This is a genomic window from Rhodopseudomonas telluris, from assembly GCF_042432815.1.
GTDB classification, from domain to species: domain Bacteria; phylum Pseudomonadota; class Alphaproteobacteria; order Rhizobiales; family Xanthobacteraceae; genus Rhodopseudomonas; species Rhodopseudomonas telluris.
Map to the genome: position 1 here is coordinate 1,356,216 of NZ_JBHLWM010000001.1, position 21,549 is coordinate 1,377,764.

The 21,549-nt window shown below is 64.7% G+C and carries 23 protein-coding genes; 10 read left to right on the top strand and 13 right to left on the bottom strand.

Annotated features, from left to right (window positions below; all coding sequences use genetic code 11):
* Positions 1–41: 41 nt before the first annotated feature.
* The 10 genes from ACFFJ6_RS06100 to ACFFJ6_RS06145 form a co-directional block, all read right to left on the bottom strand.
* On the bottom strand, positions 42–1,019 hold the full coding sequence (locus tag ACFFJ6_RS06100) for a type II secretion system F family protein (protein ID WP_378385395.1): 978 nt from the start codon (positions 1,017–1,019) through the stop codon (positions 42–44).
* 11 nt (positions 1,020–1,030) lie between these two features.
* Positions 1,031–2,005: a type II secretion system F family protein gene (locus tag ACFFJ6_RS06105; RefSeq protein WP_378385397.1), complete on the bottom strand. Its 975-nt coding sequence runs from the start codon at positions 2,003–2,005 to the stop codon at positions 1,031–1,033.
* 14 nt (positions 2,006–2,019) lie between these two features.
* On the bottom strand, positions 2,020–3,459 hold the full coding sequence (locus ACFFJ6_RS06110; RefSeq protein ID WP_378385399.1) for a TadA family conjugal transfer-associated ATPase: 1,440 nt from the start codon (positions 3,457–3,459) through the stop codon (positions 2,020–2,022).
* A 27-nt stretch (positions 3,460–3,486) separates the two neighbouring features.
* Positions 3,487–4,764, bottom strand: coding sequence for a CpaE/TadZ family protein (locus ACFFJ6_RS06115; RefSeq protein WP_378385401.1), 1,278 nt, complete (start codon positions 4,762–4,764; stop codon positions 3,487–3,489).
* Positions 4,761–5,489: a CpaD family pilus assembly protein gene (locus tag ACFFJ6_RS06120; protein ID WP_378385403.1), complete on the bottom strand. Its 729-nt coding sequence runs from the start codon at positions 5,487–5,489 to the stop codon at positions 4,761–4,763. Before ACFFJ6_RS06120 ends, ACFFJ6_RS06115 begins: the two co-directional genes overlap by 4 nt.
* Positions 5,490–5,509: 20 nt before the next feature.
* The gene (locus ACFFJ6_RS06125) at positions 5,510–6,955 is read right to left on the bottom strand and encodes a type II and III secretion system protein family protein (RefSeq protein ID WP_378385405.1); all 1,446 of its coding nucleotides are present in this window, start codon (positions 6,953–6,955) and stop codon (positions 5,510–5,512) included.
* A 14-nt stretch (positions 6,956–6,969) separates the two neighbouring features.
* Positions 6,970–7,773 (bottom strand): Flp pilus assembly protein CpaB, encoded by an 804-nt coding sequence (gene cpaB, locus ACFFJ6_RS06130; protein WP_378385407.1) that lies wholly within the window; start codon positions 7,771–7,773, stop codon positions 6,970–6,972.
* Between the two features lie 124 nt (positions 7,774–7,897).
* Positions 7,898–8,422: an A24 family peptidase gene (locus ACFFJ6_RS06135; protein WP_378385410.1), complete on the bottom strand. Its 525-nt coding sequence runs from the start codon at positions 8,420–8,422 to the stop codon at positions 7,898–7,900.
* 96 nt (positions 8,423–8,518) lie between these two features.
* The gene (locus tag ACFFJ6_RS06140; protein ID WP_378385412.1) at positions 8,519–8,656 is read right to left on the bottom strand and encodes a hypothetical protein; all 138 of its coding nucleotides are present in this window, start codon (positions 8,654–8,656) and stop codon (positions 8,519–8,521) included.
* 92 nt (positions 8,657–8,748) lie between these two features.
* On the bottom strand, positions 8,749–8,919 hold the full coding sequence (locus ACFFJ6_RS06145; RefSeq protein ID WP_378385414.1) for a Flp family type IVb pilin: 171 nt from the start codon (positions 8,917–8,919) through the stop codon (positions 8,749–8,751).
* A 378-nt stretch (positions 8,920–9,297) separates the two neighbouring features.
* On the opposite strand from ACFFJ6_RS06145, the gene ACFFJ6_RS06150 reads away from it, so the two are divergent.
* The 3 genes from ACFFJ6_RS06150 (at position 9,298) to ACFFJ6_RS06160 (ending at position 11,141) form a co-directional block, all read left to right on the top strand.
* A complete protein-coding gene (locus ACFFJ6_RS06150) occupies positions 9,298–9,789 on the top strand; it encodes a pilus assembly protein N-terminal domain-containing protein (RefSeq protein ID WP_378385417.1) in 492 nt (163 codons plus the stop codon).
* Positions 9,790–9,968: 179 nt separating this feature from the next.
* The gene (locus tag ACFFJ6_RS06155) at positions 9,969–10,511 is read left to right on the top strand and encodes a TadE/TadG family type IV pilus assembly protein (protein WP_378385419.1); all 543 of its coding nucleotides are present in this window, start codon (positions 9,969–9,971) and stop codon (positions 10,509–10,511) included.
* Positions 10,512–10,520: 9 nt separating this feature from the next.
* On the top strand, positions 10,521–11,141 hold the full coding sequence (locus tag ACFFJ6_RS06160) for a TadE/TadG family type IV pilus assembly protein (RefSeq protein WP_378385422.1): 621 nt from the start codon (positions 10,521–10,523) through the stop codon (positions 11,139–11,141).
* A gap of 126 nt (positions 11,142–11,267) precedes the next feature.
* Here the strand turns inward: ACFFJ6_RS06160 and ACFFJ6_RS06165 are convergent, their stop codons facing one another.
* From ACFFJ6_RS06165 to ACFFJ6_RS06175, 3 genes are all read right to left on the bottom strand, one after another.
* Entirely contained in the window at positions 11,268–11,480 is a 213-nt protein-coding gene (locus ACFFJ6_RS06165) for a cold-shock protein (RefSeq protein WP_025588297.1), read from the bottom strand.
* A gap of 278 nt (positions 11,481–11,758) precedes the next feature.
* Entirely contained in the window at positions 11,759–12,043 is a 285-nt protein-coding gene (gene infA, locus ACFFJ6_RS06170) for a translation initiation factor IF-1 (RefSeq protein ID WP_011503902.1), read from the bottom strand.
* A 24-nt stretch (positions 12,044–12,067) separates the two neighbouring features.
* The gene (locus ACFFJ6_RS06175) at positions 12,068–13,555 is read right to left on the bottom strand and encodes a DEAD/DEAH box helicase (protein ID WP_378385427.1); all 1,488 of its coding nucleotides are present in this window, start codon (positions 13,553–13,555) and stop codon (positions 12,068–12,070) included.
* 484 nt (positions 13,556–14,039) lie between these two features.
* Between ACFFJ6_RS06175 and urtA the strand changes: the two genes are divergently transcribed.
* The 7 genes from urtA (at position 14,040) to ACFFJ6_RS06210 (ending at position 21,478) form a co-directional block, all read left to right on the top strand.
* Positions 14,040–15,356, top strand: a complete 1,317-nt coding sequence (urtA, locus tag ACFFJ6_RS06180) for an urea ABC transporter substrate-binding protein (protein ID WP_378385429.1) — start codon at positions 14,040–14,042, stop codon at positions 15,354–15,356.
* Between the two features lie 99 nt (positions 15,357–15,455).
* Positions 15,456–17,069: an urea ABC transporter permease subunit UrtB gene (gene urtB / locus ACFFJ6_RS06185; RefSeq protein WP_378385432.1), complete on the top strand. Its 1,614-nt coding sequence runs from the start codon at positions 15,456–15,458 to the stop codon at positions 17,067–17,069.
* Positions 17,070–17,379: 310 nt separating this feature from the next.
* Positions 17,380–18,570, top strand: a complete 1,191-nt coding sequence (gene urtC, locus ACFFJ6_RS06190) for an urea ABC transporter permease subunit UrtC (RefSeq protein ID WP_378385434.1) — start codon at positions 17,380–17,382, stop codon at positions 18,568–18,570.
* A gap of 5 nt (positions 18,571–18,575) precedes the next feature.
* Positions 18,576–19,340, top strand: coding sequence for an urea ABC transporter ATP-binding protein UrtD (gene urtD / locus ACFFJ6_RS06195; protein WP_378385437.1), 765 nt, complete (start codon positions 18,576–18,578; stop codon positions 19,338–19,340).
* A 213-nt stretch (positions 19,341–19,553) separates the two neighbouring features.
* Complete coding sequence (urtE, locus tag ACFFJ6_RS06200; RefSeq protein WP_378385440.1) at positions 19,554–20,249, top strand: urea ABC transporter ATP-binding subunit UrtE; 696 nt, start codon at positions 19,554–19,556, stop codon at positions 20,247–20,249.
* A 36-nt stretch (positions 20,250–20,285) separates the two neighbouring features.
* On the top strand, positions 20,286–21,122 hold the full coding sequence (locus tag ACFFJ6_RS06205; RefSeq protein WP_378385442.1) for an urease accessory protein UreD: 837 nt from the start codon (positions 20,286–20,288) through the stop codon (positions 21,120–21,122).
* A 53-nt stretch (positions 21,123–21,175) separates the two neighbouring features.
* Positions 21,176–21,478 (top strand): urease subunit gamma, encoded by a 303-nt coding sequence (locus tag ACFFJ6_RS06210; protein ID WP_378385445.1) that lies wholly within the window; start codon positions 21,176–21,178, stop codon positions 21,476–21,478.
* Positions 21,479–21,549 lie beyond the last annotated feature (71 nt).

Sequence of the window (21,549 nt, forward strand, 5' to 3'; positions counted from 1 at the left end):
CTTGGTTCAGCCGCGCCTTGTCGAGCTGGACGCGCTCTCGCTCAGTTCTGCATCGCGGCAACTTTGATTCCGGTCGGCCCGAGGATGACGATGAACAGCACCGGCAGGAAGAACAGGATCATCGGCACGGTCAGTTTCGGCGGCAACGCGGCGGCCTTCTTTTCCGCCTCGTTCATGCGCATGTCGCGGTTTTCCTGCGCCATCACCCGCAGGCTCTGGCTGAGCGGCGTGCCGTAGCGTTCCGCCTGCTGCAGCGCCAGGCAGACCGACTTGACGCCCTCGAGCCCTGTGCGGGCGGCGAGGTTTTCGTAGGCCTGCTTGCGATCGGGCAGATAGGACAACTCGGCGGTGGTCAGCGTCAGCTCTTCGGCGAGCGGCACCGACTGCGTGCCGATCTCGACCGAGACCTTGCGGAATGCCGCTTCGATCGACATGCCGGATTCGATGCAGATCAGGAGCAGGTCGAGCGCGTCGGGAAACGCGCGCCGGATCGAGAGCTGCCGCTTCGAGATCGCATTCTTGAGGAACAGCATCGGCGCCTGCATGCCGAGAAACACCGCGGCAAGGCAGATGCCGAGTTTGACCGGCGTCGACTGATCGAGATTGGTCAGCAGGAAGATGTAGATCGCCGCAGCGACGCCGGTGGCGATCGGCATCACCATGCGGAAGAACAAGAACGTGACGTAGGGCGCCTGACCGCGATAGCCGGCCATCACCAGCTTGTCGCGCGCGCTTTCCTGTGCGACCCATTTGCCGAGGTTGAGGTCCTCGACAATCTTGGCGACGAACTGCTTCGGCGCCTGGCGCAACGAGACCCGCTCCGCCTTGGCGAGACGATCGCGCTCACGCTGGCGGATTCGTTCGCGCTCGCTGCCGACCGCTTTCATCCGCTTGCTCAGCGTCTCGCCGACGAGCAAAGGCATCACGAGCGTGTAGACCGTGGCACTGGCGGCGATCGCGGCCAGCACCATCGTCATGAAATGACGGTCGTGGAACTTCTCAACGAGAAGATCGATCATGGGGCACCTCGTCAGAAGTCGAAATTGATCATCTTCTTCATCACCAGGATGCCCGCGGTCATCCACACCACGCAGCCGGCCAGCATCAGACGGCCTGTCGGATGGGTCCACAGCAGCGAGATGTAGTCGGGCGTCGACAGGTAGACGAGGAACATCACGATTGGCGGCAGCGAACCGATGATCGCCGCGGAAGCCTTCGCTTCCATCGACATCGCCTGGATCTTTTCGCCCATGCGCTTGCGGTCGCGCAGCACTTTGGACAGGTTACCCAGCGCTTCCGACAGGTTGCCGCCGGATTTCTGCTGGATCGAGATCACGATGCCGAAGAAGTTGGCCTCGGGCAGCGGCATGCGGTCGTAGAGGCGGGCGCAGGCGTCGCCGAGCGGCATGCCGATCGCCTGGGTTTCGATGATGGCGTTGAATTCGGTCCTGAGCGGCTCCGGGGAGTCGGCCGCCACCACTTTGATGGACTCGAACAGCGGCAGGCCGGCCTTGATGCCGCGAACGATCACATCCACCGCGTCGGGGAGGGCTTTGAGAAACTTCTTTTCCCGGCGCTTCTTGAGGAAGCTGAGCGTCCAGCGCGGCAGTCCGAAGCCGCTGGCGAAGGCGAGCGCGGCCGCGGTGAGCAGGCCGCCGTCGAACAGCATCACCAGTGCAAACATGGTGGCGCCGAGGCAGACCGAAACCGTGATGAACTTCTTCGGCGTCCAGTCGACACCGGCCTGAGTCAGCCGGGTGCTCAGCGCCACGTTCTTCTGCTTTTGATTGCGCGCTTCGATCTCGCGCAGCGATCCCTCGATCTGCTCGCGGCGTGATCGCTGCGTTTTGTCGACCTGCCGTACCGCAGGGGTCGGGCGTGCGATCGACGACCGGCGCTGTTCGGCCTGCTTCTCGCCGGACAGCAACGGATAGACGAACACCCACGCCAGCCCGCCCACGGCGATCGCGGCGAAGAAGGCCAGAGCGAGCGGTTGCATCTGCATCGAGCCGCTCCCTGTCAGGCGTTGCTGGCGACTTCGGCGGCGTCGAGCGCGGCGGCCAGTCGCTTTTCCTCGCCGTAATAACGGGCGCGGTCCCAGAATCTCGGCCGTCCGATGCCGGTGGAGCGATGGCGGCCGATGATGTGGCCGTTGGCGTCCTCGCCGAGCAGATCGTAGACGAACAGATCCTGAGTGATGATCGTGTCGCCTTCCATTCCCATCACCTCGGTGATGTGGGTGATGCGGCGCGAGCCATCGCGCAGGCGCGCGGCCTGGATGATGACGTCGATCGACGCGCAGATCATTTCGCGGATGGTTCGCGACGGCAGCGAGAAGCCGCCCATCGTGATCATCGATTCGCAGCGCGACAGCGCCTCGCGCGGATTGTTGGCGTGCAGCGTGCCCATCGAGCCGTCGTGGCCGGTGTTCATCGCCTGCAGCAGGTCGAACGCCTCGGGTCCGCGGACTTCGCCGACGATGATCCGTTCGGGGCGCATACGCAGACAGTTGCGGACCAGTTCGCGCATCGTGACCTGGCCTTCGCCTTCGATGTTGGGCGGCCGGGTTTCGAGGCGGACCACGTGCGGCTGCTGCAGCTGCAGTTCGGCTGCGTCCTCGCAGGTGATGATGCGCTCGTCGTCATCGATGTAGTTGGTCAGACAGTTCAACAGCGTGGTCTTGCCGGAGCCGGTGCCGCCGGAGATCAGCACATTGGCGCGGCAGCGGCCGATGATCTGCAGGATCTGGGCGCCTTCCGGCGTGATCGCCCCGAATTTGACCAGCTGATCGAGCGTCAGCTTGTCCTTCTTGAATTTGCGGATGGTGAGCGCGGGGCCGTCGATCGCCAGCGGCGGCACGATGGCGTTGACGCGAGAGCCGTCGGCAAGGCGGGCGTCGCAGATCGGCGAGGATTCATCGACCCGCCTGCCGACCTGGCTGACGATGCGCTGGCAGATGTTGAGGAGTTGCTGGTTGTCGCGAAATCGAATGCCGGTGCGCTGGATGCGGCCGGCGACTTCGATGAACACCGTGCCGGCGCCGTTCACCATGATGTCGGAGATGTCGTCGCGCGACAGCAGCGGTTCGAGCGGGCCGTAGCCGAGCACGTCGTTGCAGATGTCGTCGAGCAGTTCCTCCTGCTCGGCGATCGACATCACGATGTTCTTGATCGCGATGATCTCGTTGACGATGTCGCGGATTTCTTCGCGGGCCGACTCGCCGTCGAGCTTGGCGAGCTGCGCCAGATCGATCGCCTCGATCAGTGCGCCGAAAATCGTCGCCTTGACCTGGTAATAGGTGTCGGAGCGCCGGGTCTCGACCGGGGGCGCGCTGCGCGAAGGAGCGAGCGGCGGCGACGAGACCGGGGCCGGCGTTTCCGCGCGCGCGATCGGCTCCGGAGCCAGGCTCACCGGCTTCGACCGCAGCTCCTGATCTGCACTGCTACGCTTACCAAACACGAGACACTCCAGTGGGCCGCAAATCCGCTACTTGGCCCGCAGCTTCTCCAGGATCGGCGACAGGAAGCCGCCCTTCGGTTTCTTGGCTTCGCCACGTCCCGTCAGCCGCTGCGCGATCTGAAGGAACATGTCGGTGACCTTGTGGCTCGCCGCGATCTCGGCGATCATCTGGCCGTTATTCGCCGCCGCGCCGAACATCTGCGGGTCGAACGGAATGGTGACGATCGGCTGGCTTTCGATCGCCTTGGCGAATTCGCCGGCGTTGATTTCGGGCCGCTTCGGCACGCCGACCTGGTTGAGGCAGTACAGCGGCGGCCGGTCGTTCGGGCGCGCGGCGCGCAGCAGATCGTACAGGTTCTTGGTGTTGCGAAGATTGGCGAGGTCGGGCGCCGCGACGATCAGGATGTCGTCGGCGTTGATCAGCGCGCGCTTGGTCCAGCCCGTCCATTGATGCGGTACGTCGAGCACGATGCAGGGCATCGTCGCGCGCAGCGTGTCGAAGATCGAGTCGAAGGCGTCTGTGCCGAAATCGTAGACCCGGTCCAGGGTCGCCGGCGCCGCCAGCAGGCTCAGATGATCGGTGCATTTCGAGAGCAGGCGATCGACGAAGGCGGTGTCGACCCGGTCGGGGGCGAACACGGCCTCGGCGATGCCTTGCGGCGGATCCTGATTGTAGTCCAGCCCCGCGGTGCCGAAGGCGAGATCGAGATCGGCGACGACCGAATCGAGCGCCAGATCGCGTGCGATCGCCCAGGCGACGTTGTGCGCGATGGTGGACGCGCCGACACCGCCCTTGGCGCCGACCACGGCGATGATGCGGCCGACGGCCTTGGCTTCGGGCGCGGAGAACAGGTTGCAGATCGAGCGCACCACGTCGATCGGCGCCACCGGCGCAATCGCGTAGTCGCTGACGCCGCGGCGGACCAGCTCGCGATACAGCGTGACGTCGTTGACCTTGCCGATGACGATGACGCGGGTGCCCGGGTCGCAGACCGAGGCGAGCTGATCCAGGCCGGCGAGCACGTCGCTGCGCGGATCGGTCTCCAGGATGATGACGTTCGGCGTCGGCGCCGAGCGATACGCTTCGATCGCCGCCGCCATCCCGCCCATCTGGATCTTCAGATGCGCTTTGGTGAGCCGGCGGTCTTCGCCGGCGGCCTGCACCGCCGCGGCGGTCTCGACCGACTCGCAGAAGGCCTGCACCGACACGCGGGGGGCCGGCGCGATGTGCTCGTCCGACGCTGCGGTGGACGTAGGCGCCTCGGCGCCGGTCTCGTCCTGGTTCTGGCGTGCGTAGCTGATCATGGTCCGACGTTACTCAGTTGTGCCTTGTCGGTCGCTTGCGGCTTGGTGGTGCGGTAGGTCTCGAAGGTGGTGGAGCGGCGCGCGGTGTAGGGCGGAGTCTCGGCGCGCGGCTGCACGAGATCCGACGGATTCTCCACCATCGCCGCCAGGTTGCGCTGATTGGCGCAGCCGAAATTCCAGTATTGGCGGTTGTCCAGATAGCCCTTGTTCTTGATCGACGGGCCGATGTCCTCCGGCCACAGTCCGCACGGACCGGCCACCGCCGAGACCTTCGGATAGAGCAAACGGATCGCCGCGAAGGTGCGCGGATCAGTCGGGTGGTAGGGCTTGACGATGACGCCGCGCGCCGGAACGCCGCCTGCCGTCAGCACCGACTGGATTTCACGGACCGTCTCGCCCGCAGCGCGGGCGTTCGGCGTGCCGGACGGCACCTCGGCGATAATCGAGCCGGTGCCCTCGCGCAGCCAGTCGCGTCCAAAGGCCATCACGTCGCTGCGCTGTGGCGCAGTCAGGCCACCGCGGCCGTTGCCGACGAACAGCACGATGCTGCGGTCGGCCTCCTGGATCGCGATCGGATGCCGCTGGCGATAGTCGAGCGGAATGCTTGCCGTGACGTCTTCGGTGCTTCCGGTGTGGGTGCAGGCCCCGAGCGACAGCGACACACCGATCAAAGCGGCCCCGAAACCGAGGCCGCGGCGTGTACGGGCGGGTGTCATGGAAATCATCGTCCTGTCCTCGTCCCCGCTTAGTCGGTGATGAAGCCGAAGCGGCCCCGATAGTTCTGGCCTTGTGCCGCGGTGCGGCCTGGTGCGCCGTAGATCCGGTTGATATTGCCGAGCAGATCGGATTGCGGGTCCGAAGCGTCGGCGAAGCCGTCGTCGGGCCGCGACAGATCCTTCTGCGCCACGGCGCGCACCACGTAGGGCGTCACCAGCACCATCAGTTCGGTCTGGCGGTTGATGTAGTCACGGCTGCGGAACAGCGTGCCGAGGATCGGGAGCTGGGTCATGCCGGGCAGGCCGTTGATTGCCTGCTTGGTCTGGTCCTGGATCAGGCCGGCCATCGCCAGCGATCCGCCCGACGGAATCTCGACCGTGCTGTCGACGCGGCGGGTCTTGATCGACGGCACCGACAGGCCGCTGATGGTGATCGCGTTGTCGCTCGACACTTCCGAAACCTCGGTCGAAACCTTGAGGCTGATCTTGCCCTCGCTCAGCACCACGGGCGTGAAGTTGAGCAGGACGCCGAATTTCTTGAACGCCACCGAGGGCGTGCAGAGGCTGTTGGTACAGGTCACGCCGCTGGGCACCGGAAATTCGCCGCCGGCCAGGAAGCTCGCCGGTTCTCCGGAAATCGCCGTCAGGTTCGGTTCGGCGAGGGTGCGGACCACGCCGGCGCTCTCCATCGCCTTGAGGGTCGCCTGCACCGACGGGCCATTGCCGAATGACGTGGTGAGCGCGTTGCCGGAGACCAGCGGCTGGCCGGATTGCGTGAACGGGTTGGAGTTGGTGAATTTCACGACCGACGTGCCGTAGGTCATGTTGGCGGTGAGGTCGACGCCGAGCTGCTTGATGACGTTTCGCTGCACTTCGGCGACGGTGATCTTCAGCATGACCTGGTCGCGGCCGCGGATCGCGATGTTGTTCACGACCTTGCTGGCGTCGCCGGTCAGGCGGGCGGCGAGATCGGCCGCCTGCTGCGCCTCGATCGCGGTCGCGGCGGAGCCCAGCAGCATGACGCCGTCGCCGAGGCCCTCGACATGAATGTCAGCATTGGGGATCGACTGGCGCAACGCGGTCCGGATGCCGTTGAGGTCGCGCGTCACTGCGATGTCGTAGGCGCCGATCTGCTGTCCGCTGGCGTCGAAAAACACGATGTTGGTCTGGCCGACCGCGGCGCCGATGATGTAGGCGCGCTGCGCCGATCGCACCACGGCGTTGGCGATCTTTGGATCGGCGACGAGGACGTCCTTGATGTCGCGCGGCAGGTCGATGACCACCGACTTGCCGATGCCGAGCGCGAGCGGGCGGGCGTTCAGCCCGGCGCCGGCCATCTGCGCCGGGGTTTCGCGATAGTCGCCGGCGTGAACCGGCGACCAGGTCGGAAGCAGCGTCAGCGCGACGACGGCGGAGAGCGCCGCCGCCGTGCCTTTGACGGTCCGGATGAATCGGTGATTGGTCCCGCGCTTCATATCCGTCTCTCTGCTCACTTCGGCATCGTCGTTTGGGTTGCGACGCCGTAACGAACGACGTTGATGCTGTCGCGTTTGCCGCCGGCGCTGTCGTCGGTCACGGCGGGGGCGTTGGCGTCGGCGAGGCTGCGCAGCGCCAGCGACAGCGTGCCGCTCTGCCGCGCCCGCGCGAGGAATTCGGCCTGCTCGGGCTTCAGCTCGAGCGTCGCAGTCTTGCCGACCACGACCTTCTGCCCGTTCTTTTCCTCGATGGTCTGGTCGATCGCGAGCACGCGAACGTTGCTCAGAATGATCTCGGAATTCACGGTCTCGCCCCCGCCGCCGGCGCGGTCGGGGTTGCGGTCGCGCTTCGACAGGATGACGTCCACGCGATCGTTCGGCAGGATGAACCCGCCGGCGCCGGTCTCGGGCGAAATTTCGGTGGAGATCGCCCGCATCCCGGTCGGCAGGATCGCGGCCATGAATCCGGAGCCCGTTGCCTTCACCAGTTTCTGTTCGCGGATCGGCTCGCCGGCGATGAACGGCGACCGCGCGATCGAGCCGGCGATCTGCCGGCCTGCTTCGGGCTGTTCGTTGCGGCGGATGAACTGCGAGCTGGCGGTGGCCGCCGGCCAGCTCTGCCACTGAACGTCGTCGGGGCCGACCGGCTGGCCGAGTGGAATGTCGGATTTGGCGACCAGCACGTCGACGGTCGGGAGTTGCGCCACCGGCGCGGGCGGACCGGCGGTCTCCTGCCCACCGCCGCTGCTGGCAAGATACGCCGCGACGGCGCCAGCGCCGATCGCAATGGCCAGAACGACGATGCGCGCGGTGTTCATACGCTTTCACTTCCCGGATGACTCGCGACGGACCCCGCCGCAGTAGCTGGAGTTGACCAGCTATTCGTCAAAGCATGGTTAATGACGCGTATCTAAATCGAGTTAACGAGACGTTCTCGCGCTGTCAGTGCAGCGTGAACCGCGCGACGTCGACGGCCTTGATCCACTCGGTCTGCGGATAGACCATCAGCGCGCCCAGCGCGATCGCGATGCCGTAGGGAATGCCTGTGTCCTGGGCGTGCAGTCTGGTCAACCAGGCCTGGCCGTGGAACGGGTAGGGGAGCGGCCATTGCCGGAAGCCGAGCAACAGAAGCGTCAGAGCTCCGCCGAACAGCGAAACGTAGAGCAAGTAGTCGAGCAGGTGGGCGAAGCCGAACCACAGCGCCGCCGCTGCCGCAACCTTGGCGTCGCCGCCGCCGATCCAGCCCATCGCGAAACACGTGAAGGCTGCGACGAGCACCGCGGCGCCGGCCGCCAGATGCCATCCGAATTGTTCGATGCTCATCCCGCTCATCGGCGCGAGCACCAGGAATCCGGCGATCAGCAACAACGAGACACGATTGGGGATCGTCATCGTAAAGAGGTCGCTGGATGCCGCGAAGGCCATCAGGGCCGGGAACAGCGACAGGCGCAACAGGTCAGCGATCATCGTCGAGTCTCGCCGAAAGGAATGGCCGCGACCGCCGCGAACCGGAGCGGGCAAGCTATCCCGTAGAGGTGAACGATCGGAAAACGAAAACCCTGGTCACCAGACCAGCGCGATACGGACGGCCAGCGCCACAATGCCGAGCAGAAGAGCTGCGCAAACCGCTTGTGTGGCGGCGATCTCGCGCAGCGCCGGCCTTGTGGTGCCGGTCGGAAATGCCGGATCGGATCGACTCATACGCGTGACTCGGACTGGCGACGATCGCGGGACGGCTGCAGGAAAGAAAAGGCCCCGGCTCGGCCGGGGCCTTGTCGCGACGGAAGGCTCGATTACTGAGTCTTCAGGTTGCCGCTGATGGCGGTGAACGCCGTGTTCAGCTTGCTGCCGATGCCGTTGACGGCGACGATGATGGCGAGAGCGATACCAGCGGCGATCAGGCCGTATTCGATCGCGGTGGCGCCCGACTCGTCCTTAACGAAACGCGCGAGAATGTTCTTCATTGGGAAGTAGCTCCATGTGCCCGTGGCTGTCGAACTAAGTTTGGTCTTGCCGGCGTTCTCAGCACCGCGACCATGCGTGGAACCTAGAAGCTGGAAATTGCAGCGCAGTTAATTCGATTGCTGAAACATGGGGTCAACGGCGACTTCTTGAGTAGAGTGAATGCAGGATTAAACTAATCGAAAATTCGAACGATTTCTGCAGCCCGCTACCGCTGATCACGGATGTGGTGCGGAATCGCCTCACAACCGGACAGGTCGTTCAAGTTGAGTCGTGGGTGTTTGCGGTTCATTCATCAATTAACGGCACATTTGCCATGTCGGGCGCCGGCCCCGCTGCGTATCTGCTTTGGTCGGCTTGTTGATGTCCCGGAGTACAGTATGTCGATCAAACTCTCGCGCAGTGCACGCGCCGCGCTTGTGACGTCTTCCCTGGTGCTTGCGCTGAGTACGGCGTCGGCCGTCTCGGCGGGCACCGAAGAGACCATCTCGGTCAATGTCGATCAGGCCAAGCTGATCAGGCTGCCGCAGAACATCTCGACGCTGGTGGTCGGCAATCCGTTGATCGCCGACGTCACGATGCAGCCCGGCGGCATGGTGGTCGTCACCGGCAAGGGCTACGGCGCCACCAATGTCATTGCCATGGACCGCAAGGGGGCGGTGATCGCCGACCGTCTGATTCAGGTCGAAGGCCCGATGGACAAGGTGGTGACGGTGTATCGCGGGGTCGAGCGCGAGTCCTATAGCTGCATGCCCGTCTGCCAGCGCCGGATCACGCTGGGCGATTCCGAGCCCTACTTCAAAGCCACCATCGATCAGGCCGGGACGTTGAACAATCAGGCGACCGGCGCGTCGGCCACGAAGAGCAATTGACGCAACGCATTGCCGCCACCCGGGCGGCGACGGCTGCGGAGCCGCTCCCGCCGGCGGCTTCGTGGTTAACGAAGTCTCTACGGCGCGGTCGATTTTGTCTCGATCCGGCGAAACACTTCCACAATGTGTTTTGACTAGGTTCACCGCAGGGAAACCCGTCAGACGCCGAGAGATCGCCGATGAGTTCGTTGTTGATGGCGCGCGCCATTATGCTGCTGCGACGCTTCCGCGGCAGCCGCCGTGGCTCGGCGGCGGTCGAGTTCGCGATGGTGGCGCCGATCTTTTTCGGGTTGCTTTTCGCCATCATCGAGACCGCCTTCATGTTCTTTGCGGGGCAGGTGCTGGAAACCGCAGTTCAGGATTCGGCGCGGTTGATCCTGACCGGTCAGGCGCAGAGCGCGGCATATTCCCAGAGCCAATTCAAGACAGCGCTGTGCGGGAAGCTGAGCAGCATGTTCGACTGTAACGGCGTCTATGTCGACGTGCGCAGCTACGGCAGCGATTTCTCGACCGTCAACGTCACGCAGCCGATCGACGCCAACAAGAATTTCATCAACAGCATGCAGTACAGCCCAGGCACCGCGGGCCAGATCGTGGTGGTACGGGCTTTCTATCAGTGGCCGCTGTTCGTCACCGGCCTCGGCTACAACATCTCCAATCTGACTGGCAGCAAGCGGCTGTTGACCGCTACCGCCGCGTTTCGCAACGAGCCTTACAATTAGGATCGGTTCATGAGACGGCTGTTGAAGGTCTGGCGGAAGGCGCAGCGATCGGGGCGACGGCTGCTGCGCGATCGCAGCGGCGTGGCGGCCACCGAATTCGCCTTCATCGTGCCGTTGATGCTGGTGACGTTCTTCGCGACGGTCGAACTATCCGCCGGTATCGCGGTCGACCGCAAGGTGACGCTGGTGGCGCGGACGCTGTCGGATCTGGTGTCGCAGGCGACAACGGTGACCGACAGCGATCTCAAGAACGTGTTCGCGGCCAGCTACGGCGTGTTGTCGCCGTACCCGATCGACACGGTGAATGCGGTGATCTCCGAGATCTACGTGAACGATGCCGGCGTCGCGAAGGTGCAGTGGAGTAAATCGGCCACCGTGGCGCAAAGCGGCGGCACCGTCACCACGACGCTGATCAATTCGACGAGGAAGCAGGGCGACACGATCTCGATCCCCGACGGTCTGAAGGTCACGAAGACCTATCTCATCCTGAGCGAGGTCGCGTATCTGTATAAGCCGACAGTCGGCTACGTCGTTGCGCCGGCTGGAATCACGCTGAGCGATCTGTCCTACACGCGTCCGCGCCAGTCGATCTGCGTGCTGTACGGCACATCGAGCTGCCCGACCTTCTGAGGCTCGAGCGGGGCGGCTGGCTCACTGCCATCGAGCCCGTCGGCGGTCGTCTCGACGAGTTTGTCCACAAATTAAAAAGGCCGCGCTGTGGCGCGGCCCTCGGTAGCTTAGTCCCGGACGATCTGCTTAGCCGGCAGAACGCAGGTTGTCGGCCGACGACTTGCCAGAGCGACGATCGGCAACGATTTCGTAGCTGATCTTCTGGCCTTCACGCAGCGTGCCGAGGCCCGCGCGCTCGACGGCGCTGATGTGAACGAAAACGTCGTTACCGCCATCATCCGGCTGGATGAAGCCGTAGCCCTTGGTCGCGTTGAACCACTTCACGGTTCCCATGCTCACGGGGTAGTCCCTTCTAAATATAGATACGGTCGGAGCCCATCTGGTGGCCAGGCGGGCTGGTGGCATCGAATTTTTGGAAGGGTCGTCAGCGTCTGAACCGGCTGTACCGGTAGTAGCTAATGTCGTCCGGCCGAAAATCGATTAACCCATATTATGCGAAGCCTGCGCTCAAAACAATCCTGACATGCGGGATTTTTTGGAGGCGCGGGTTTCGCATCCATCGGGAAAACGCGCTCTGCGAAAGGGCAAAGCGCATGTGGTCGTGTCGATCCAGCGGCTTACCTGCGCCGGAACTGACCCCGCGGCGGGGCGCCGCGCGGCGCGCCCGTTCCGCCCGGACGCTCGTCCTTATGGCGGAAGATCAGGCGGCCCTTCTCCAGATCATAGGGCGACATCTCGATCGTCACCCGGTCGCCGGCCAGCGTCTTGATCCGGTTCTTCTTCATTTTGCCTGCGGTGTAGGCAACGATCTCGTGTCCGGCGTCCAGCTGGACACGATACCGCGCGTCGGGAAGGATTTCGGTCACCAGTCCTTCGAACTGGATCAGCTCTTCTTTAGCCATCGGTGATCTCCAGATCGGTCTTGATCAGCGTTGCGGTCGTTGAGTCGTCGTCTTAGCAGGCCGATTCTTGCGCTGCAAAAAAGCGACGCCCTGAAGGCCCTCGCCACCGCCACCGGGGCCGCCATGCTGCGGCCGGGCGGCCGGTTCGTGGCGGCCGGCGTCCGGATGACGGGTATCGGTATGACGCGCGTCCGGGTGTCGGCCGGCGTTCGGGTTACCGCCGCGGCGCGGACGGCGCGGGTCGTTGGCACCGGCTTCGCCGCGAGCCTGATGCGGGGCGGGGCCGCTCCGCTGGCCGCGATGCGGCTGACCGCCGTTGCGCTGACCGCCGCGCTGCTGCGCGGGCGGCGGCGGCTTGGCGCCGGGGGTGCGGTGGTCTTCCTTCGGCAGCGACACCTTGATCAGTTTCTCGATGTCGCGGAGGTAGCCGGCCTCGTCGCTGCCGGCACAGAGCGAGATCGCGGTGCCGTCGGCCCCGGCGCGCGCGGTGCGGCCGATGCGGTGGACATAGGTCTCGGGAATGTTCGGCAGATCGAAGTTGACGACGTGGGAGACGCCGTCGACGTCAATGCCGCGGGCGGCAATGTCGGTCGCGACCAGCGTACGCAGTTCGCCGGTGCGGAACGACGCGAGCACGCGCTCACGATAGTTCTGCGACTTGTTGCCGTGGATCGCGTCCGCGGAGATGCCGGCGCGCTGCAGGCCCTTCACGACCTTGTCGGCGCCGTGCTTGGTGCGGGTGAACACCAGCGCCTGGTTGACGCCGTCGGCCTGCAGGATCTGCGCGAGCATCGCCGGCTTGGCCGAGTGATCGAGCTGGATCACGCGCTGGTTGATGCGCTCGACGGTCGACGACACCGGGGTGACGGCGACGCGGGCCGGATCGCGCAGCATCTGCTCGGCGAGGTCGGCGATGTCCTTCGGCATAGTGGCCGAGAAGAACAGCGTCTGCCGCTTGATCGGCAGCTTGGCGACGATCTTCCGGATGTCGTTAATGAAGCCCATGTCGAGCATGCGGTCGGCTTCGTCGAGCACCAGGAATTCGACATGCGACAGCTTCAGGGCATTGCCCTGCACGAGGTCGAGCAGGCGGCCCGGGGTCGCGACGAGCACTTCAACGCCCTGCATCAGGGCGCGGACCTGTCGGCCCATCGGAACGCCGCCGATCGCCAGCGTGGCGCTGAGACGGAGATGGCGGCCATAGGCATTGAAGCTGTCGAGGATCTGGCCGGACAGTTCGCGAGTCGGGCTCAGCACCAGCACGCGGCAGCTCTTCGGCTGCGGCTTGATGCGGTTCTCAAGCAGGCGGTGGAGGATCGGCAGCGCGAACGAGGCGGTCTTGCCGGTGCCGGTCTGGGCGATGCCGACGACGTCGCGGCCGGTCAGCGCCAGCGGAATGGTTTGCGCCTGGATCGGCGTCGGGGTGTGATAATTTTCGTCCTGAAGCGCACGGGAGATGGGATCGGCGAGGCCGAAATCCTGAAACGAGGTCAAAAGATTGGTTCTTTCCATTGTGAAAGCAGGCGCCCGACGCTCTCGTCGGGAGCAGGCGCAAACCGGGACGCTCGCGTGTTGGGAGCGTGGCTCTAATCGGCTGAAAGACGAGCCAGAAACCGCTGTCCGAACTCAGGGGCAGGGGGATCAGAACACGCGGCTCGCGGCGACCTGACGAGTCTCAAGGTCTTGCAACTCATATGGAACATCAAAGCGGCGCTTTCAAGGTCGAATTGCGCGGCGCGATGAGGCAGGCTGAGAGTGCAAATTGGTCAGGCAGGCGTTTTTGCTTATATTTTATGCAAAATGTTTAAGCTGCATGCATTCCGGCGACGTAAAATTTGTGCAGATGCGTAAAGTGCGGGATTTGGGTGATGCCTTTTTGTGAGGCGTTATCAAGTAGTTAAGCGCGGATGCATGCATGGCATGCTTCTTGCGATTCCTTCGCCGCAGACGGCCGTGGGGCCGAGCATCATTCTGCGTCCAGGGAGATTACAACCGCATGCGTATCGAACCCAAATTTTCGAGGAAGACGGCATTGAGCCGGCGCGCCGTAGTCGCAGCCGCCGCGGGTCTGGCCATCGGCCTGTCGGCCTTCGCGCCGGCGAAAGCCGCTGAGGACACCATCAAGGTCGGCGTTCTGCACTCTCTGTCCGGCACCATGGCGATCAGCGAAACGACGCTGAAGGATACGGTGCTGTTCCTGATCGACGAGCAGAACAAGAAGGGCGGGGTGCTCGGCAAGAAGCTCGAAGCGGTGGTGGTCGACCCGGCGTCGAACTGGCCGCTGTTCGCCGAGAAGGCTCGTGAGCTGATCACCAAGGACAAGGTCTCCGTGGTGTTCGGCTGCTGGACCTCGGTGTCGCGCAAGTCGGTGTTGCCGGTGTTCAAGGAGCTCAACTCGATCCTGTTCTATCCGGTGCAGTACGAGGGCGAGGAGAGCGAGCGCAACGTGTTCTACACCGGCGCCGCGCCGAACCAGCAGGCGATCCCGGCGGTCGATTATCTCGCCAAGGAAGAAAAGGTGCAGCGCTGGGTGCTGGCCGGCACCGACTACGTCTATCCGCGCACCACGAACAAGATCCTCGAAGCCTACTTGAAGTCGAAGGGCGTCAAGCAGGAAGACATCATGATCAACTACACGCCGTTCGGTCATTCCGACTGGCAGACGATCGTGGCCGACATCAAGAAGTTCGGCTCGGCCGGCAAGAAGACCGCCGTGGTCTCGACCATCAACGGCGACGCCAACGTGCCGTTCTACAAGGAGCTCGGCAACCAGGGCATCAAGGCCACCGACATTCCGGTGGTGGCGTTCTCGGTCGGCGAAGAAGAGCTCGCCGGCATCGACACCAAGCCGCTGGTCGGCCATCTCGCTGCCTGGAACTACTTCGAGTCGATCAAGACGCCGGAGAACGAGAAGTTCATCAAGGAGTGGCAGGCCTACACCAAGAATCCGAAGCGCGTGACCAACGACCCGATGGAAGCCACCTATATCGGCTTCAACATGTGGGTGAAGGCGGTCGAGAAGGCCGGCACGACCGACACCGACAAGGTGATCGACACCCTGCCGGGCACCAAGGCGCCGAACCTGACCGGCGGTATCTCGGAACTGCTGCCGAACCACCACATCACCAAGCCGGTGTTCATCGGCGAGATCAAGGCTGACGGCCAGTTCGACGTGGTCTGGAAGACCCCGGGCCTGGTGCCGGGCGACGCCTGGTCGAAGGAACTGGACGGCTCCAAGGACCTGATCGGTGATTGGGTGACGCTGAAGTGCGGCAACTACAACACCGTGACCAAGAAGTGCGGCGGCTCCTGATCGCCCGCTGATTGACGCGTGACGAAAGGGCGGCGACGCAGCGCGCGCCGCCCTTTCGATCCTGATCCGACGCACCTTCATCCTTGCCGGGATAATTCAGTGCCATTGATCCGTTCATTGCGCCTCGTGTTCGCCGCCGTGGCGATCGCATGTGCGAGCTTCGCCGCCCTGCCGGCTTTCGCCGGTTCTTATGAAGACGCGATCGCGCAGTTTTCGCAGGACTCCTTTTCCGACACCGAGGACGCGATCGGGAAACTGATCGCCAGCGGCAATCCGCGCGCCGCCCCGATCATCATCGCGCTGCAGGACGGCAAGCTCTACGCCGACCCCGACAGCAAGGCCGCCTTCATCAAGGCCGACGACGGCAAGATCACGAATGCGGCCAGTGGTGAGGCCGTCGCCGCGCTGCCCGCCAAGGCGAGCGCCGTCCGGCTCAACAACAAGCTCCGCCGCGTCGTCGCCGGCGCCATGGCCGGCCTGACGCTGCTGTCGCCCGATCTCGACAAGCGCATTCAGGCCGCGCAGTCGGTGTTCAAGACCCACGACGAGACCATGCTGCCGACCGTCGAAGCGGCGCTGAAGGCCGAGAAGAACGCCGCCGCCAAGCGCGCCTTCACCGAGGCCCGCGCCTCGATCCTGCTGTTCAAGCAAGGCGCGTCGGATGTCGACAAGCTCGACGCCATTGCCACCATCAAGGCCCGCGGCGATCAGGACGCGATGGCGCTGCTCACCGGCGTGCCGGCCGAGCAGAGCGCCGCCGTTGCCAGCGGCATCGCCAGCGCCAAGGCGGCGATCGAGCGCAATCTGGCAATCTGGTCGATGGTGCAGAACGCCTGGTATGGGCTGTCGCTCGGCTCGGTGCTGCTGCTCGCCGCAATCGGCCTCGCCATCACCTTTGGCGTGATGGGCGTCATCAACATGGCGCATGGCGAGATGGTGATGCTCGGGGCCTACACCACCTTCGTGGTGCAGGAGGCGATCCGCACCCGCTATCCGGCGCTGTTCGACTATTCGCTGCTGATCGCTGTGCCGCTCGCTTTCGTGGTCGCCGGCGCGATCGGCGTGCTGATCGAGCGTAGCGTGATCCGCTTTCTCTACGGTCGTCCGCTAGAGACGCTGCTCGCCACCTGGGGGTTGTCGCTGATCCTGCAGCAGGCGGTGCGCACGCTGTTCGGCCCGACCAATCGCGAAGTCGGCAATCCGAGCTGGATGAGCGGCGCGTTCGAACTCGGCCAGATCACCATCACCTACAATCGCCTGTGGATCCTGTGCTTTACGCTGGCGGTGTTCGCGATCCTGCTGGCGATGCTGCGCTACACCGCGCTCGGCCTCGAGATGCGGGCCGTGACCCAGAACCGCCGCATGGCCGCGTCCATGGGCATCGCCACCTCGCGCGTCGATGCGCTGACCTTCGGCCTCGGCTCCGGCATCGCCGGCATCGCCGGTGTGGCGCTGTCGCAGATCGACAACGTCTCGCCCAATCTCGGCCAGAGCTACATCATCGACAGCTTCATGGTGGTGGTGTTCGGCGGAGTCGGAAACCTGTGGGGCACGTTGGTCGGCGCCTTCTCGCTGGGTATCGCCAACAAGTTCCTCGAGCCGTTCGCCGGCGCCGTCCTCGGCAAGATCGCCATCCTGGTGCTGATCATCCTCTTCATCCAAAAACGCCCCCGCGGCCTGTTCGCGCTGAAGGGCAGGGCGGTGGAGGCATGAGGATGATTGTCGCGCACCACTTTCGCCCCGCGCCGCAGCCCGACTCCCTCTCCCGCTTGCGGGAGAGGGCTGGGGTGGGGGCACTTGCCACAAGCTCAGTGCCCGTGGCCCCCCACCCCCGACCCCTCCCCGCAAGGGGGAGGGGAGGACGCGCCGCAAGTTCATTGCTCGCTAAGAGGCGCCGTTTCGCGGCGATGTTCACGACACTCGCCACGTCATTGCGAGCGAAGCGAAGCAATCCAGAGCTTCGCGTCGAGGACGCTGGATTGCTTCGTAGCTTCGCTCCTCGCAATGACGCAAAGGCGGTGTCATGACCCCGCACATCCTCACCCGCTCGCTGAACCGCAGCGCGACGGTGTTCCTGCTGGTGCTCGCCGCGGTCGGAATTCTGCTGCCGCTGTCGAATCTGCTGCTGCCGGACGGCTCGTTCCTGCACGTGCCGACCTATCTGATCTCGCTGTTCGGCAAATATGTCTGCTACGCACTGCTCGCGTTGTCGATCGATCTGATCTGGGGCTATTGCGGCATTCTCTCGCTCGGCCACGGCGCGTTCTTCGCGCTCGGCGGCTACGCGATGGGCATGTACCTGATGCGCCAGATCGGCACCCGCGGCGTTTACGCCAATCCAATCCTGCCGGACTTCATGGTGTTCCTGAACTACAAGGAACTGCCGTGGTACTGGTACGGCTTCGACCATTTCTGGTTCGCCGCCCTGATGGTGCTGATCGTGCCGGGTCTGCTCGCGTTCTGCTTCGGCTGGCTGGCGTTCCGCTCGCGCGTCACCGGCGTGTATCTGTCGATCATCACCCAGGCGATGACCTACGCGCTGCTGCTCGCCTTCTTCCGCAACGATTTCGGCTTCGGCGGCAATAACGGCCTGACCGACTTCAAGGACATCCTCGGCTTCAACGTCCAGGCCGACGGGACGCGCGCGGCGCTGTTCGTGCTGAGCTGTCTGGCGCTCGGCATCGGCTTCCTGATCTGCCGTGCGGTGGTCACCTCGAAGCTCGGCAAGGTGCTGATCGCGATCCGCGACGCCGAGAGCCGCACCCGGTTCCTCGGCTACCGGGTCGAATCCTACAAGCTGTTCGTGTTCACGCTGTCGGCCTGCATGGCCGGCGTCGCCGGCGCGCTGTACGTGCCGCAGGTCGGCATCATCAACCCCGGCGAATTCGCCCCGGCCAATTCGATCGAGGCGGTGATCTGGGTCGCGGTTGGCGGCCGCGGCACGCTGGTGGGCGCGGCGCTCGGCGCCGTCGTGGTCAACTACGCCAAGACCGTGTTCACCTCCGGGCCGCTGGCGCCGTATTGGCTGTTCATGCTCGGCGCGCTGTTCGTGCTGGTGACGCTGCTGCTGCCCAAGGGCATCATCGGCACCTTCAACGCCTGGTGGGAGAAGGGCAGGGAGAAGGACCAGGCCAAGCGCGACGATGCGGCCGCGGCGGCGCGCGAGAGCGCCGCGCGCGAAGACGGCGTGATCGCGCCGAAGATGGCGGAGTAAGCGCGATGAGCCTGCTGGAAACCCGCACCACCTCGGCGATGCTGTATCTTGACGGCGTCCACGTCTCGTTTGACGGCTTCCACGCGATCAACAATCTGTCGCTGACGCTCGAGCCCGGCGAGATGCGCGCCATCATCGGCCCCAACGGCGCGGGCAAGACCACGATGATGGACATCATCACCGGCAAGACCAAGCCCGACAAAGGCGAGGTGGTGTTCGACGGTACCACCGACCTCACCAAGCTCGACGAGACCGAGATCGCCAAGCTCGGCATCGGCCGCAAATTCCAGAAGCCCACGGTGTTCGAGAGCCAGACCATCGAGGACAATCTGCTGCTGGCGCTCAACGTCGATCACCGCGTCCGCGGCACGCTGTTCTGGCGGCGCAGCGAGCCGGAGAGCAAGCGGATCGACCGCGTGCTCGAGATCATCAAGCTCGGCGATTCCCGTGACCGCCTCGCCGGTAACCTGTCGCACGGTCAGAAGCAGTGGCTCGAGATCGGCATGCTGCTGGCGCAGGACCCGAAGCTGTTGCTGGTCGACGAACCGGTCGCAGGCATGACAGATGTCGAGACCCATCAGACCGCCGAGCTCCTCAAAGAGATCAACAGCCACGACAAGACCGTGGTCGTCGTCGAACACGACATGACCTTCGTCCGCGAACTCGGCGTCAAGGTGACGTGTTTGCACGAAGGCACCGTGCTGGCCGAGGGCACGATCGACGACGTCTCGGCGAACGAGCGGGTGGTTGAGGTGTATTTGGGACGGTGATGTGGACTGATGATATGGACTAATGCGTCTCCATACTCCCAACCGTCATCGCCCGCGAAAGCGGGCGACCCAGTATTCCAGAGTGTCGCTTTTATATCGCGACGCTACGGCGTACTGGATCCCCCGCATTCGCGGGGGATGACGGCCGGTGAGTGGGATGACTGCAGTGCAATTCACGCGAGCCCTTGCTGAACGTACGTATTGAGGAAGCCAATGCTGACCGTCGACAACATCAACCTCTACTACGGCGCGGCGCAGGCCTTGCGCGGGGTGTCGATCGCGGCGGAGCCGGGGAAGGTGACCTGCGTGCTCGGCCGGAACGGCGTCGGCAAGACCAGCCTCTTGCGCGCGATGGTCGGCCAGCAGCCGATCGCGTCGGGCTCGATCACCTTCGACGGCGCCGACATCTCGCATCTGAAGCCCTACGAGCGCGCGCGGCGTGGCATCTCGCTGGTGCCGCAGGGCCGCGAGATCTTTCCGCTGCTCACCGTCGAGGAAAATCTCAAGACCGGCTACGCGCCGCTGAAGCGCGCCGACAAGTCGATCCCCGACGACGTGTTCTCGCTGTTTCCGGTGCTGAATTCGATGCTCGGCCGCCGCGGCGGCGACCTCTCGGGCGGCCAGCAGCAGCAACTCGCGATCGGCCGCGCGCTGGTGATGCGGCCCAAACTGCTGCTGCTCGACGAGCCGACCGAGGGCATCCAGCCGTCGATCATCAAGGACATCGGCCGCGCGATTTCCTATTTGCGCAGCCTCGGCAACATCGCCATTGTGCTGGTCGAGCAATATCTCGATTTCGCCTGCGAACTCGGCGACAGCTTTGCGGTGATGGACCGCGGCGCAGTGAAGTACACCTGCGACCGCGCCAACCTTGATCCCGCCGAGATCAGCCGGCAGATGGCGCTGTAATCACGCGCGGCCGGTCGGCCGCGGCCCGGGGGAAGGATGCAGACCGACACCAGCGCAGCCGAGTCGGCGGTGTTCGCCGGCAATCGTGCCCAGGGCGCGGTGGCGTTCGACGTCCGCGCCGTCGATGGCGCCACGCGGCGCGGGCAGTTGCATGAATCCGGCTCGCTCCGCGTCCGCTTTCCCTCGCCCGAGCAGCAGGGGCTCTCCGCTGTGCTGGTCAACACCGCGGGCGGCGTCGCTGGCGGCGACCGCTTCGGTATCGATATTACGGTCGACGAGGGCGCACGGCTGACGCTGACCACCGCCGCCGCCGAGAAGGTCTATCGCTCGCACGGCCCGTCGGCGCAGCTCGAGATCGCGCTGCGCGTCGCGGAGGGCGGCCATCTGGCCTGGCTGCCGCAGGAGACCATTCTGTTCGATCAGGCCCGCGCCGAGCGCCGCATCGACATCGAGCTCGCGGCCGGCGCGTCGCTGCTGCTGTGCGAATCCGTCATTTTCGGCCGCTCGGCGATGGGCGAGACGATGCGGACCGGCCGCTTCGTCGATCGCTGGCGGCTGCGGGTTGGCGGCAAGCTGGTCTTCGCCGAAACCGTCCGGCTTGACGGCGACATCGCCGCGTTGCTGGATCGGCCCGCGGTCGCCAAAGGCGGCGTCGCCATCGGCACCGCACTGATCGCGCCGGGCGACGCCGCGCTGGTCGAGCGCCTGCGCGAAGACGCCGATGCGTTCGGCGCCGAGGTCGGCATCACCGCCTGGAATGGAATTGCAATGGCGCGGTTCTGCGCTCAAGATGCCGCGAAGCTGCGCGCCGACATGGTCGCGGTGCTGCGTCGCGCCGCCGGCCGCGCGCTGCCACGGCTGTGGTTTAGTTAGTCTGAACCGGGCGTACCGCGCCCCACGAGTTCTGCAATCGATCGAGTGCCTTCATGAATCTCTCCCCCCGCGAAAAGGACAAGCTGCTGGTCTCGATGGCGGCGATGGTCGCACGCCGGCGCCTGGAGCGCGGCGTCAAGCTCAACCATCCCGAGGCGATCGCGCTGATTACCGATTTCATCGTCGAGGGCGCCCGCGACGGCCGCAGCGTCGCCGAGCTGATGAAGTCGGGCGCCGAGGTGCTCACCCGCGCCCAATGCATGGACGGCATCGCCGAGATGATCCACGACATCCAGGTCGAGGCCACGTTCCCCGACGGCACCAAGCTCGTCACCGTGCACCAGCCGATCAGGTAGTCGCGCATGTCGCATTGTCGCGCTCATCCTTCGAGACGCGCCCTGCGGGCGCTCCTCAGGATGAGGTCTGC

Bases quoted from the DNA above. Each gene is read 5' to 3' on its own strand.
- ACFFJ6_RS06150 (WP_378385417.1), top strand. From the start codon at position 9,298: ATGTCGATCAAACTCTCGCGCAGTGCACGCGCCGCGCTTGTGACGTCT.
- ACFFJ6_RS06140 (WP_378385412.1), bottom strand. From the start codon at position 8,656: ATGAGTCGATCCGATCCGGCATTTCCGACCGGCACCACAAGGCCGGCG.
- cpaB (WP_378385407.1), bottom strand. From the start codon at position 7,773: ATGAACACCGCGCGCATCGTCGTTCTGGCCATTGCGATCGGCGCTGGC.
- ACFFJ6_RS06145 (WP_378385414.1), bottom strand. From the start codon at position 8,919: ATGAAGAACATTCTCGCGCGTTTCGTTAAGGACGAGTCGGGCGCCACC.
- ACFFJ6_RS06120 (WP_378385403.1), bottom strand. From the start codon at position 5,489: ATGATTTCCATGACACCCGCCCGTACACGCCGCGGCCTCGGTTTCGGG.
- ACFFJ6_RS06125 (WP_378385405.1), bottom strand. From the start codon at position 6,955: ATGAAGCGCGGGACCAATCACCGATTCATCCGGACCGTCAAAGGCACG.
- ACFFJ6_RS06160 (WP_378385422.1), top strand. From the start codon at position 10,521: ATGAGACGGCTGTTGAAGGTCTGGCGGAAGGCGCAGCGATCGGGGCGA.
- ACFFJ6_RS06175 (WP_378385427.1), bottom strand. From the start codon at position 13,555: ATGGAAAGAACCAATCTTTTGACCTCGTTTCAGGATTTCGGCCTCGCC.
- ACFFJ6_RS06100 (WP_378385395.1), bottom strand. From the start codon at position 1,019: ATGATCGATCTTCTCGTTGAGAAGTTCCACGACCGTCATTTCATGACG.
- ACFFJ6_RS06205 (WP_378385442.1), top strand. From the start codon at position 20,286: ATGCAGACCGACACCAGCGCAGCCGAGTCGGCGGTGTTCGCCGGCAAT.
- ACFFJ6_RS06155 (WP_378385419.1), top strand. From the start codon at position 9,969: ATGAGTTCGTTGTTGATGGCGCGCGCCATTATGCTGCTGCGACGCTTC.
- infA (WP_011503902.1), bottom strand. From the start codon at position 12,043: ATGGCTAAAGAAGAGCTGATCCAGTTCGAAGGACTGGTGACCGAAATC.
- urtA (WP_378385429.1), top strand. From the start codon at position 14,040: ATGCGTATCGAACCCAAATTTTCGAGGAAGACGGCATTGAGCCGGCGC.
- ACFFJ6_RS06105 (WP_378385397.1), bottom strand. From the start codon at position 2,005: ATGCAGATGCAACCGCTCGCTCTGGCCTTCTTCGCCGCGATCGCCGTG.
- ACFFJ6_RS06135 (WP_378385410.1), bottom strand. From the start codon at position 8,422: ATGATCGCTGACCTGTTGCGCCTGTCGCTGTTCCCGGCCCTGATGGCC.
- urtC (WP_378385434.1), top strand. From the start codon at position 17,380: ATGACCCCGCACATCCTCACCCGCTCGCTGAACCGCAGCGCGACGGTG.
- urtD (WP_378385437.1), top strand. From the start codon at position 18,576: ATGAGCCTGCTGGAAACCCGCACCACCTCGGCGATGCTGTATCTTGAC.
- ACFFJ6_RS06115 (WP_378385401.1), bottom strand. From the start codon at position 4,764: ATGATCAGCTACGCACGCCAGAACCAGGACGAGACCGGCGCCGAGGCG.
- ACFFJ6_RS06210 (WP_378385445.1), top strand. From the start codon at position 21,176: ATGAATCTCTCCCCCCGCGAAAAGGACAAGCTGCTGGTCTCGATGGCG.
- urtE (WP_378385440.1), top strand. From the start codon at position 19,554: ATGCTGACCGTCGACAACATCAACCTCTACTACGGCGCGGCGCAGGCC.